The organism is Flammeovirga sp. AWQ4_249 (assembly GCF_056161045.1).
This window is the reverse complement of sequence record NZ_JBSWYJ010000021.1, coordinates 1-12286: the sequence shown is the minus strand read 5'-3', so window position 1 is coordinate 12286 and position 12286 is coordinate 1. Positions and strand designations below refer to the sequence as shown.

11 protein-coding genes and 1 tRNA gene are annotated in these 12286 nt (G+C 33.9%); 3 read left to right on the top strand and 9 right to left on the bottom strand.

The genetic code is table 11. From position 1 onward, the window contains the following. Positions 1-24: 24 nt before the first annotated feature. The 4 genes from ACXAHM_RS15620 to ACXAHM_RS15605 all read right to left on the bottom strand — a co-directional run bounded on the left by ACXAHM_RS15620 (position 25) and on the right by ACXAHM_RS15605 (position 3990). Positions 25-552, bottom strand: coding sequence for a YceI family protein (locus tag ACXAHM_RS15620; RefSeq protein WP_474961436.1), 528 nt, complete (start codon positions 550-552; stop codon positions 25-27). Position 553: 1 nt separating this feature from the next. Further along, complete coding sequence (locus tag ACXAHM_RS15615) at positions 554-1240, bottom strand: hypothetical protein (RefSeq protein ID WP_474961433.1); 687 nt, start codon at positions 1238-1240, stop codon at positions 554-556. A 77-nt stretch (positions 1241-1317) separates the two neighbouring features. Beyond that, complete coding sequence (locus ACXAHM_RS15610) at positions 1318-3696, bottom strand: GAF domain-containing protein (RefSeq protein ID WP_474961429.1); 2379 nt, start codon at positions 3694-3696, stop codon at positions 1318-1320. A 212-nt stretch (positions 3697-3908) separates the two neighbouring features. Then, positions 3909-3990, bottom strand: a tRNA-Leu gene (locus ACXAHM_RS15605). Between the two features lie 287 nt (positions 3991-4277). Between ACXAHM_RS15605 and mnmA the strand changes: the two genes are divergently transcribed. Further along, on the top strand, positions 4278-5483 hold the full coding sequence (mnmA, locus tag ACXAHM_RS15600; protein ID WP_474961426.1) for a tRNA 2-thiouridine(34) synthase MnmA: 1206 nt from the start codon (positions 4278-4280) through the stop codon (positions 5481-5483). 79 nt (positions 5484-5562) lie between these two features. Here mnmA and ACXAHM_RS15595 read toward each other — a convergent pair whose 3' ends face one another. From ACXAHM_RS15595 to ACXAHM_RS15575, 5 genes are all read right to left on the bottom strand, one after another. Continuing rightward, entirely contained in the window at positions 5563-6093 is a 531-nt protein-coding gene (locus ACXAHM_RS15595; protein ID WP_474961422.1) for a rod shape-determining protein MreD, read from the bottom strand. Between the two features lie 43 nt (positions 6094-6136). Next, positions 6137-6994: a rod shape-determining protein MreC gene (mreC, locus tag ACXAHM_RS15590; protein ID WP_474961420.1), complete on the bottom strand. Its 858-nt coding sequence runs from the start codon at positions 6992-6994 to the stop codon at positions 6137-6139. Between the two features lie 157 nt (positions 6995-7151). After that, on the bottom strand, positions 7152-8177 hold the full coding sequence (locus ACXAHM_RS15585) for a rod shape-determining protein (protein ID WP_474961417.1): 1026 nt from the start codon (positions 8175-8177) through the stop codon (positions 7152-7154). Between the two features lie 289 nt (positions 8178-8466). Beyond that, positions 8467-9129, bottom strand: coding sequence for a carboxypeptidase-like regulatory domain-containing protein (locus ACXAHM_RS15580; protein ID WP_474961413.1), 663 nt, complete (start codon positions 9127-9129; stop codon positions 8467-8469). Positions 9130-9290: 161 nt separating this feature from the next. Beyond that, positions 9291-9974 carry a hypothetical protein gene (locus ACXAHM_RS15575; RefSeq protein WP_474961409.1) on the bottom strand — a complete coding sequence of 228 codons (684 nt, stop codon included), beginning with the start codon at positions 9972-9974 and terminating at the stop codon, positions 9291-9293. 450 nt (positions 9975-10424) lie between these two features. Here ACXAHM_RS15575 and atpD point away from each other — a divergent pair, with 450 nt between their 5' ends. Continuing rightward, complete coding sequence (gene atpD / locus ACXAHM_RS15570; RefSeq protein ID WP_474961405.1) at positions 10425-11930, top strand: F0F1 ATP synthase subunit beta; 1506 nt, start codon at positions 10425-10427, stop codon at positions 11928-11930. Positions 11931-12092: 162 nt separating this feature from the next. Beyond that, on the top strand, positions 12093-12286 hold a 194-nt coding region (locus ACXAHM_RS15565; protein WP_474961403.1), incomplete at its 3' end, for a F0F1 ATP synthase subunit delta/epsilon.

The following is a 12286-nucleotide window of genomic DNA, read 5'->3' as shown; positions in this document are numbered from 1 at the left end:
TTCGTTTATAAAATTCTTCAATAATTATTGATTCAAGACACATTTAATCGTTAATGCAACTTCATCTCCCACAGTAAATGTTCCTGTATCACTTCCTAGATTAAAATCTAATCGCTTTATCATTAAAGATCCTTCTAAAACATTTCCTGATTGAGAAAAAGGAATTTCAACTTCTTTTGAAACATCGCAAAGCACTAATGTACCTCTCGTTAAAAATTGCTTACCTTCTTTTCGAATATTTTTTGAAGTAAAACATATCGTAGGATATTTATCTACATTAAAAAAATCTTCGTTTCTTAAATGTTTATCTCTTTTTTCATTATCTGTATTTACTGATGAAGATTTAATACAAACATCAAAATGTGAAGTTGATAATGAAGAAGGATCAAAAACAACTTCTCCTTTCATTTCTGAAAAAGTTCCTTCTACTGTATTGACTTTGAAATTACTGATTTCAAATTTTACAACAGAAGACTCTGAATTAATTGTTTGAGCAAAAGATGTTAGAGAGATACCACAAAGAAGAAGTAAACTAATGAATAATCTCTTCATGTTATTTTAAATTATATCTAACACCCAAAACAAGTCCATCACTTACTCCTCTATATCTTGTATTTCCTTCCTGTAACTCAGTATTAGTATAATACTCCGTGAAAGTATGAGCAAAACCTAGTTTCACAGACCAAATATCATTGACATGGTATTGAGCGTAAAATTCTGAACTTAGCATCCCAATATCATTTGCCGCAATAAGTAAAGCAGAAATACTATTCGAATTTGCTAAAGTATTGACTACTTCTCCATCACCTTGATAAGTTGCATTTTGAGCTGCACCAAATGTGTATCCAATAGCATCAATATTCATCCCGATTTCAAACTTCTTCTTAATTCGGTAACTCAAATTGATATATAATGCCACATTCATTTGACTTGGAGAATTGATAAACAAAGTATCTTGTTTCTCTTCATTTCCATAAAATTCTGGAGGAGCAGAGTAAAATTCGTTAGGATCACTTGATAATCCAGTAAATCCTGAAAAACGTATACCAGTACCAATGATAAAGTTTTTCTTTTTACCTAGAGCCCATGATTGTCCATAAGCAATTGAACCAACAAAATCTTTTCCTATTTGAACAGTACCATCTAAATAAGTGTATTTAGACTTTCGATTATCAACTTCTTGAGCGAAAACAGTTGAGATAGAAAACAATAGAACGATTGATAAAAATAAATTTCTCATAAAAAATAACCTTAAGTATAATTGAGTTTGTTTATTGGTCGTAAACATTCTCAAATACTTACAGATTAATTTAAAATTTATTTTTCTTCCTTGTCATTTCCTTTTTCTTCCAGCTGAGATTTATAGTAAAGAATTTGCTCATCTTTCATAGCAATTTCTTTCTTTAAAGAATTTCTAACTTCTTCTAACTCAAGTTGACGACGTGCCATTTCTTCCTGAGTAGTTTGTAATTCCTCAGTATTTTGAAGCATTTCTTCCTCTCGAGTTCTCAAATCTTGGGTTAGCTTTTGTGATTCAGAAAGAAGAATGGCTGTTTTTGTATTGTGTTTTGCCGATGTAATTGCAGAAGCTATATTTTCGGAAATACGCTCTACAAATTCAATCATATATTTTTCAAAAACTTCAAAAGAAGCCACTTCAATAACTCCTAAAGCCTTTTCATTAAATTTTAATGGTACTATTAATAAACTTTTAGGAGAGGCCAATCCTAGACCTGTCACGATCTTGGAATACCCTTCTGGAACATCATCAATAAATAAAGATTCGTTTTCCTGCCAACATCTTCCGGCTAATCCTTCACCAAAACCAATCTTTTTATTCATATATTTTTGTCTATCAAAAGCATAACAAGCTTTTAATTCTAAATAAGAACTATCATTAATCGTATCGTCTTCTACTAAGAATAGCATACCTTGATTAGCTCCTAGGTAATCGACCAATTCTCTTAAAACTACTTCATATAATTGATCTACATTATCTAAATACTGACGAGTAATATCAGCAAATTTAGTAATACCTTCATTGACCCATTGTCTACGATGATCTTCTATAGATACCTCATTAAGGCGATCTCTCATCTTCACAAGAGAATTACCTAAAATATCTTTGTTACCGTAAGTATCAAAGTTTGTATTGAAATTACCTTTTCCTATATCTCTCGCAAAATCAGAGGTATCTTTAGTTCTTTCAATTAAAGTATTCATAGAAGCAATTGTTTGCCCTATTTCATCTCCTGAAGTAACAGGAATTGAGGCAGAAAGATCACCTTTAGACAGTTTACCAATTGCCTCTTGTAATTTATAAATTGGTCTAGTAAAACTAGTTGAATAGGCATTAGCGATAATAATACCGATAATGAAAATAACAAAGGCTGCTAGTGCAACATTCCATTTCAATCTTTCGATGGATTCAAATGCTTCTTGTTCTTCCATTTCAGCAACAATGATCCATGGCAATTCTCTAATATCAAGAATAGAATAAGCACTTAATGCTGCATTACCAAGATAATTTTTGGCCACCATATGATCTGTATGCCCTTTGAGTGCATCCATCACAGGATCTGTATTTACCGTTTTGGCTAACACAGTAGTTTTTAAAGCTTTGATCTTGGTTTCTTCTTCCGTAGGGATTTTTCCTCTTAATTCATCAAAAAACTTTTCTTTTGACTCTTCAAACAAACGGGCATTGCTTCGCATTAATTGATCTTTACCAACTAAGTATGTTTCTCCAGTACCCATCAAACCTTCTGCCTGCCAATCTCCATCATCAGTCATAATTCTATTAATCGCAGATAAAGGCATTGTAGCGATTAGCACGGCAATTTTTTCTCCATCCTCATAAACGGGAGCTGAGAAAAACAACTGTAAGTCACCATAAGAACCTTCATAGGATACAAAATCAGAAATGATTACAATATTTGGACGTATAGAGTTACGTGCTAAAGTAAAAGCTTGTCCCAAGGCAGATTGTCTAAATATACCATCCATCAAGCTTGTACCTAAGTCCATATTTTTAGCAACAGTATAGATTACCTCTGAACTATTTACATTGACAAGCATGATATCTGAAAATCCATCCGCCATCAAAAAACGTCTAAAAGAAGCATGGTACCTTTGATGAATATCAGAATATGCTGTTTTATCCTCAGCTCTATTCATCAAATCTTTCTTACCAATAGGATTTGCATTATTCGCAATATATAAGTTTTGAAGAATGACAGCCTTATCGCTCAGTTCATCTGTACTTTTCTGTAGTTGTTTTGAAAAAGACTCATGATCCCCTAGTCTTCTATCTACATTGGTTCGATAGAATTCTCTTAGATCTCTTCTCATCTTCTCAATTTTACCTGGAGCATAATAATAATCCATGATAGAATAGGCAGGAGACAACTCCATCACTGCATCAGCTACCATTCTACTTTGGGCCAATACACTTACCTGTTCTTTTGCATCTTCAATAAAAGTCTCTAAAGTTCTTCTCTTTACCTCTCGTACAGAGATTAGTTGATGAAAGACTGCTTCTTCTAAAGACTTCTTGGCTGAATAATAGCCCAAAAATCCAACAGCAATACTTGATAATGCTGCAATCACAAGCATATTAAGCATTACTTTCACTCTAATGCTTAAATCTTTTATTCTTAAACCAACATTTTTTGAAGTTGATGACTGATCACTCATAGTTTACTATTATGTCTTCTCACTATTAATATCTAAAGCAATTCAAATACCACGATTACTTTAGAAGACATTAAAAAATTATAGAGCAGATATTCCTATTACGGAGAGCTTATAACTATTCATTAAATAAACGAATAATAAATGAATCTATTTTAAGAGAACTGAAATTTAGACATAAAAAAAAGGTTGATATTTCTATCAACCTTTCTGTGTGCGGGTGGAGGGACTCGAACCCCCACGCCGTGAAGCACTAGATCCTAAGTCTAGCGTGTCTACCAATTTCACCACACCCGCTTTTTGTCGTGGCCTTTTGTTTTAAAGCGATGCAAAGGTGCACGTTTTTATTATTCTACGCAAGTATATTCTAAAAAACTTTCTTTAATAAAATTAAATGAAACTATTTTCCAGAGAACTAAAAGAATAATTGTTTCACATTCAGAAGTGTTAAGTATCTGAAAATAAATAATGTGCATAACATCAAAAACTTATTCCTATCTTTGAAAAAAATATTAGTTTTTTTTAAAAAAAAACTGATTTGTTTGTGAAAAGGGAACTTAACCCCCTGTAAGCATTTTAATTTTATGGCAAAAAGAGTAGTAGTTGGTCTCTCTGGAGGAGTAGACTCAAGCGTAGCCGCTTACTTATTGAAAGAACAAGGTTATGATGTAATTGGTCTTTTTATGATCAATTGGCATGATGGAAGTGTAACGATCCAAGGCGAATGTCCATGGATTGATGATAGCAATGATGCTTTATTAGTTGCTAACAAACTTAATATTCCATTCCAAAGTGTAGACTTAAGTGAACAATATAAAGAACGTATTGTCGATTATATGTTTGCTGAATATGAAGCGGGAAGAACACCTAACCCAGATGTGCTTTGTAACCGTGAAGTGAAATTTGATGTTTTTATGGATATTGCACTAAAATTAGGTGCTGATTATGTAGCCATGGGACACTATTGCCGAAAGGATTCTTTCATTGATGAAAATGGGAAAGAGGTATTCCGTTTACTAGCCGGTGTTGATGGAAATAAAGACCAAAGTTATTTCTTATCTCAATTAAATCAAGAACAATTATCTAAAGCATTATTCCCCATCGGTGAATTGACAAAGCCAGAAGTGAGGGCGATTGCAGCAGAACAAGATTTAATTACTGCAAATAAAAAGGATTCTCAAGGCTTATGTTTTATCGGAAAAGTAAAACTTCCTGATTTCCTAAAACAACAATTGATGCCAAAAGTGGGTAATATTGTTGAGATTCCTTCTGACCATGCTATTTATAAAGAACGTGAAGAGGCCATTAATAATGTATCCTCTGAAGAAGAAAAACTTCAACTGTTAGCTCAGCCTTATTCTTATAAACCTACTTACGGTAAAAAGGTAGGAGAACATCAAGGAGCCCATTATTACACAATTGGTCAACGTAAAGGACTTGGAGTAGGTGGTACACCACTTCCTTTATTCGTTATTGCAACAGATACAAAAACAAATACAATCTACACTGGTCAAGGAAGTGAACATCCTGGATTAAATAGACCTGGTTTGAAAGTTGAACCAAACGAAATTCATTGGGTACGTGAAGATCTTAAAATGAAGATTGGTGAAAAACGAGAATACATGGCTCGAATTCGCTACCGTCAACCTCTTGAAAAGGTGACACTTTACAATAATGAAGATGGTCTATATTGTATTTTCGAAAATAAACAATCTGGCATCTCTGCTGGACAATTTATCTCTTGGTATGAAGAGGATGAATTGATTGGTTCTGGAGTTATTAGTCAATAAGAAAGACTGATTTCTGTTTATAGAAAAAATGCTCATGTGTATTCAATTCACATGAGCATTTTTTATAATTATTTTTTTCTTAAAGTCTTCGTCTACCTACATTTCCATAAAATAAATATTGAATTGCTAGAACGATTATTAAGGTAGCAATTGTACTTAAAAAACCTCTTAGAATGGCTTTTGGCATAAATGCTGCTCTTCCTGCCTCAATCATAAAAAGCGTTAGATGATGTATTAATATTTGTGGAATTACAAAGATTAAAAAAGTACCAATACCCATTTGATTTATTGTAGGAATCTCTAACTGTTCATATCCTCCGGTTGGTGCTGTCCATCGCATTAATTGAGTCCTTATAAACGCCAATATCACACAAGATGCAGTATGTATACCAATGGAATCATAAAATATATCAATTACAAAACCCATTACAAATGCAATGAGCATAATACTCATATTCATTGCACCAAAGGGTAGTAAGACTAAAAAGGCTACATAAGGGAATACCATTACGTTTCCGTCAAAAAAAGTAAGATTTCTAAAGAATAATACTTGAATAAATAGATAGAGCAAAAATAGACCTGCTTGTTTTAACCAAATTTCTCTTCCCATAACTTACGAATGAATGTCTCTTGTCCAGTATTTTCTTATTAAATTATTGATCTTCTAATGCTTCTAATGAATCTTTTTCTGCTCTAAATAAAGATTTAGAAACATATACATGGTGTAGTTTAGAAAAATCTACAGCTACATCAATTTTCACAATCCAAAATCGCTCTGAAGCTGTTCTTTCTGCTTCTGTTACTACTCCAAGCATCACACCCTCAGGATATACAGTATTAAAACCAGAAGTAGTAATAGTATCACCAACATTAATATCTAAATGCAAAGGTAAATAATTTGCAGAAGCAGTTGTAGGATCTTCAGTATCCCACTTCACAGTACATAGCGCACCATTTTTCTTGAGTTCTGAAGATATAGCCATATCTCTATGTAGTAATGAATAACAAGTCGAAAAATGATTAGATACAGATTTAACTTGACCTACTACACCATCTTTTGTCATTAATCCCATACCTTCAACAATACCATCTTTCCGTCCTTTGTTTAGGGTAATGTAGTTTGCTGATCTGTAAATCGAATTATTGATGACTCTTGCAGGAATAAAATCATACGCTACGGTATCACTCATTCCATAAAACAAAGATGATAATTTCTGATTATCATCAGACACACTATCCTCTGAGATATTTGCAACCTGATTTAGTTCGATCTGTTTTCTTAATAATGCATTCTCATTCAACAAATCTTCATTTACAGAGGTTAAATGAAAGTATTGTTCTACGTTAGAAGATGTACTATAGATACCACCAACTAAAGTATTGGAAGAAGATAAAACAACTGAACGTTGATAGCTATTATTATTTACAATTAAACCTGCTGCAACAAGTTCAAGAAATATAAAAACTAAAAACACTCGGTATTTAAATATGATTGCAAATAATTGACTCATATAATGACAAGCAAAAAAATGTTTTTCTATTCAGAAAATTAAGAATAGGTAAATAAAATAGAAATGCTATTAAATATCATGCAAGATAGGCTGAAGATTTGAACCAAAAAAAAACGCATTAAGAATCTTTCTGTTCTCACTGCGTTTTTTTCAATAATTAGCTAATTAATATCACTTTATATCTATTTAGATCTTTTAAAACATGTCCAGTCCCTAAAACAACAGCTCTTAATGGATCGTCCGGCACATGAACTGGTAATTTCGTTTTAAGAGATATTCTTTTATCTAATCCTCTCAATAAAGCTCCTCCACCTGTAAGATGAATTCCTCTATCATAAATATCAGCAGAAAGTTCTGGAGGTGCTGTTTCTAATGCTCTTAAAATAGCTTCTTCAATTTTTGAGATGGATTTATCTAAAGCAAAAGCCACTTCAGCATAAGAAACATTAATTACTTTTGGAATTCCTGTCAGCAAATCTCTACCTCTAATTTCATAATCTTCAGGAGCATCATCTAATTCGGCAAGTGCTGCTCCTACTTCAAATTTTATTTTTTCAGCTGAGCGTTCACCAATTAATAAATTATGTTGGCGACGCATATAGTCTAAAATATCTCTATTAAAAACATCACCAGCAGTACGTACAGATTGATCACAAACGATACCTGACATTGCAATAACAGCAATCTCGGTTGTACCACCTCCGATATCTACAACCATACTACCCATAGGCTCCTCAATATTGACACCGATACCAATTGCCGCTGCAATAGGTTCTGGTACCATATATACTTCTTTTGCTCCAGCATGTTCTGCAGAATCTCGAACGGCACGTTTCTCTACTTCAGTAATTCCTGAAGGAATACAGATTACCATTCTGTGCGAAGGCGTGAAAAACCTCTTTTTTGCATCAGACATTTTGATCAACCCGCGAATCATTTGTTCAGCAGCATGGAAATCTGCGATCACGCCATCTTTAAGAGGACGAATCGTTTTAATATTTTCATGCGTCTTTTCGTGCATCTGCATCGCTTTTGCACCAAGAGCAATGACTTTGCCTGTCTGTCTGTCTAATGCGATAATAGATGGTTCCTCTACCGCAATTTTGCCTTTTGTAAGGATCAGCGTATTGGCTGTTCCTAAATCTATCGCTAGATCACTTGTAAAAAAATCAAAGAAGCCCATTAATAATTTACTCTAATTTCATTGTGCGAGATAATTGGTGTAACTGCAGTTAAAAAATACTTCTGAGTTATAATGATTTCAATCAGTTACTCTTTTAAATTTAGGTAATAGTATTGAAAAGGAATAACAAGATAAGATCAATAATTGAAACTATCTCTAATATTTTATTTAGGATCATTCTCAAAAAATGACCGTTGAATGCAATACAAATAACCGTATCATAATATACGGCTACTTTATGAACGACAAATAATGTACCTATGGTATATCTTTGGTCAATTAATTTTTCTTAATCTTTCTTCTTAAAATCTCCTCTCTTTATAGATTTGATTAAATCTCCCCATGCAAATGGATTAAGAAGTGGGTTTGCTGTCTCCATAAAATACTGAGTAGCAATTTGATCCGCTCTATAATTCATATAATACCTATAGTTACCACTTGCTCCCATTGGCAGTGAATTGGACATATAAGTAAGTTTATCTTGACTAAGATTTTTTTCCATATTTTCTAACCTTTGATCTTTTTGCTCTCCTAAAGCTAAAAATGCTTCCTCAAAGATTTCTTTTGTTGGATATGGAAAAACTTCTAACAAAGGAAGCTCAGTTACTTCCTCTCTCATTTCAATTAGAACAGTAAAACCTAAATCATCTCTTCTAGGAATTACAATTTCTTGCTTAGCAAAACCTACAGCACTGACAACAACAGTATCTCCAACTTGTGTTGGCATTGTAAAGAAACCTGCATGGTTTGTTACTGTACCTCTACCTGCTTGCTTAATATAAACGTGCGCTCCTGGAACTCCATAAGAACTATCTCCTTCAACGACAATACCTGAAAATTGAATGGTATTTTGCTCTCCTTGAGCAAATGTATCATTAGATTGTACAAAGAAGGCTACTATCCCAAGGAACAGAAGTGCTTTTATATTTATTTTTTCAAAAAATTGAATCATTCTCCGGTTATAAAAAATTATGATATGTAATTAAGTTTATTCAAATATAAGGAAAGCCTCAATACAAAAAATGTGTAATGAGGCTTTTCTTAAATATTTTCTAAAATAAAACCCTTATTTATTACTTAAAAATCAGATTTTACATTTGATTATTTCTGTTTTTAGTCACCACTGGTATTTCTTGAAGAAACAACTGAGGCTAACATTGAAGATTTTATCTTTTCAAACTCTTGTTTTTTAAGATTCTTCAGCTCTACATTTCTTTCATAGACCCACTTTTCAGGTGAATAGTTTCCTTTAGGATATTTTTCCCAATATCCTGTGTATTCTAATCCCAATGTTTCAAACTCAATTCTGAACTCATCATCAATAAGAATAAAATTTTCTCTAAGGTTTCTAGACAACATTGTTATGATACTTGGTGTTTGTACCATACGTTGTTCCATCTCCTCAAAATGTTGTTTTAATTCTCTTTCTTCTTTTAGAATCTCATTGGCTTGAACTTCAGATTGAAGAATTTCACCCTCCCAAAATTCGTCTTCTTCAGAGAATACTTCCTCATGTATTTCTTTTTGTTGTTCCTCTGAAAGCTCGACATGAGTTGTTTGTTGAGCAATTGGAGCATCTGTTTTTAGCATCAATTTCCAATTGTCAATTTTTTCTTTCTCAGATATAGTCATACAGATCCATGACTTGCCAACATAGGCAGCCCATAAACTCATATCTGTAGGATTCTCCTGAAGCATAGACCAAACTTTTGGCTTGTTCAAGGGGTCATTGGCATGCACATTCAAGCTAATAAACGAGAATACTAGAAATAGATAAAAGGTCTCTTTTAATTTCATTTTTCACACAGTAAGTTGTTATTCTGAAATGTTTGTAACCTACACTTTAGGCGAGTGTCATAATTATGTAACGTAGAATAACTGATGGTCGTGTAATTCACCTAAAAAATTATGCCTAAATAGGTGTAATGTTTGGCTGTAAATTTTAACATTTATGTAAAAGTCCTGGCTAAATTAGTAAATCTTACGAGTAAAATCCTAATAAAGTTTAATAAGTTACACCTATTATAGGACTTAATAGTTGTCAAATGATAAAAATTAGCATAAAAAACAAAATTCACAGCCCATTCCACTAAAATTTGCAATTAAAATACAATTCTTACACTTAAAATGTCAATAATCTTTGGAATCATTAGATAGTATTATAGTTTTGCATTGAAATTAGTCTTTGGAGTCTTTGTGCTTCGAAGCTTGTGTTTGAATTCATTGATATAATAATAAAATACCAAGATGTCAAATATCGGTAAAGTTACCACAGTCATTGGACCAGTAGTTGACGTCAGCTTCGAAGCAGAAGGATCTACGCTACCTGCGATTTACAATGCTTTGAAGGTGAAGAAATCCAATGGTCAAGAGATCATTCTGGAAGTTCAACAACACCTTGGCGAGGAACGCGTTCGTACAGTAGCGATGGACGGTACAGAAGGTCTTCAGCGTGGTGCTGAAGTACTTGATACAGGTGCAGCGATTGCAATGCCTACAGGTGAAGAAGTAAGAGGACGTCTATTCAACGTAGTTGGAGAGGCAATTGACGGTATGAAGCAGCCATCAGGTGCAACTTCATTACCAATCCACAGATCTGCTCCTTCATTTGATCAATTAGCAACTTCAACAGAAGTACTATATACAGGTATCAAAGTAATCGACTTATTAGAGCCTTATACTAAAGGTGGAAAGATTGGTCTTTTCGGTGGTGCCGGTGTAGGTAAAACCGTATTGATCATGGAATTAATCAACAACATTGCAAAAGTATACTCAGGTATTTCTGTATTTGCTGGTGTTGGTGAACGTACTCGTGAAGGTAATGACCTTCTTCGTGAGATGATTGAATCTGGCGTAATCAAGTACGGTAAAGAATTCATCGAAGATATGGAGAAAGGCGGATGGGACCTTTCTAAAGTAGATCATGATGAGTTACAGACTTCACAAGCTACATTGGTGTTCGGTCAAATGAACGAACCTCCAGGTGCTCGTGCTCGTGTAGCATTATCAGGTCTTACTATTGCAGAATACTTCCGTGATGGTGAAGGTGAAGGCGAAGGTAGAGATATTTTATTCTTCGTTGATAACATCTTCCGTTTCACTCAAGCAGGTTCAGAGGTATCAGCCCTTCTAGGTCGTATGCCTTCAGCCGTAGGTTACCAACCAACGCTTGCAACTGAAATGGGTGCCATGCAAGAGCGTATTACTTCGACTAAGAGAGGATCAATTACTTCGGTACAAGCAGTATATGTACCTGCCGATGACCTTACTGACCCTGCTCCAGCGACAACATTCGCCCACTTGGATGCACAAACAGTACTTTCACGTAAGATTACTTCTATGGGTATCTTCCCTGGTGTAGATCCACTAGAATCTTCTTCACGTATCTTATCTCCAGATGTTTTAGGCGACGAGCACTACAATACAGCTCAACGTGTAAAAGAAACAATCCAACGTTACAAGGAACTTCAAGATATTATCGCGATCCTTGGTATGGATGAACTTTCTGAAGAAGATAAGCAAGTAGTAGCTAGAGCTCGTAGAGTTCAACGTTACTTATCTCAACCATTCCACGTGGCTGAGCAATTCTCAGGTATCCCAGGTCTAATTGTAGACATTAAAGATACTATCCGTGGTTTCAACGAAATCTTAGATGGTAAGTGGGATCACCTTCCTGAAGCTGCATTCATGTTCGTGGGTGCAATCGAGGAAGCTGTAGAAAGAGGTGAAAAAATGCTTGCTGAAGCGAAGTAATTCCTTCATAAGCTCACAATATTCAAAGGCGAGAGTCTCTGGGTTTTCTCTCGGACTTTCGCCTTTTTTAATTTGTATAGCTGATATTTCAAATTCATAAATTAAAATATGAACTTATAATATCTGCCACTCAAAAAAATTTACTATATAAATTTATTTATCATGTTTGTTGAATTACTTACTCCTGATAAAAAATATTTCGAAGGTGAAGCTTCTGGTGTGAAAGTTCCAGGTATTAATGGTGACTTTGAAATGCTAGACAAACACGCCAACATTATCTCAAGCTTAGCAAAAGGTGATGTTAGAATTACTAATGGTACTTCAGTTACTAACTTCACTATTGATGGTGGTACTAT

Bases quoted from the DNA above. Each gene is read 5' to 3' on its own strand.
- ACXAHM_RS15620 (WP_474961436.1), bottom strand. From the start codon at position 552: ATGAAGAGATTATTCATTAGTTTACTTCTTCTTTGTGGTATCTCTCTA.
- ACXAHM_RS15615 (WP_474961433.1), bottom strand. From the start codon at position 1,240: ATGAGAAATTTATTTTTATCAATCGTTCTATTGTTTTCTATCTCAACT.
- ACXAHM_RS15610 (WP_474961429.1), bottom strand. From the start codon at position 3,696: ATGAGTGATCAGTCATCAACTTCAAAAAATGTTGGTTTAAGAATAAAA.
- mnmA (WP_474961426.1), top strand. From the start codon at position 4,278: ATGGCAAAAAGAGTAGTAGTTGGTCTCTCTGGAGGAGTAGACTCAAGC.
- ACXAHM_RS15595 (WP_474961422.1), bottom strand. From the start codon at position 6,093: ATGGGAAGAGAAATTTGGTTAAAACAAGCAGGTCTATTTTTGCTCTAT.
- mreC (WP_474961420.1), bottom strand. From the start codon at position 6,994: ATGAGTCAATTATTTGCAATCATATTTAAATACCGAGTGTTTTTAGTT.
- ACXAHM_RS15585 (WP_474961417.1), bottom strand. From the start codon at position 8,177: ATGGGCTTCTTTGATTTTTTTACAAGTGATCTAGCGATAGATTTAGGA.
- ACXAHM_RS15580 (WP_474961413.1), bottom strand. From the start codon at position 9,129: ATGATTCAATTTTTTGAAAAAATAAATATAAAAGCACTTCTGTTCCTT.
- ACXAHM_RS15575 (WP_474961409.1), bottom strand. From the start codon at position 9,974: ATGAAATTAAAAGAGACCTTTTATCTATTTCTAGTATTCTCGTTTATT.
- atpD (WP_474961405.1), top strand. From the start codon at position 10,425: ATGTCAAATATCGGTAAAGTTACCACAGTCATTGGACCAGTAGTTGAC.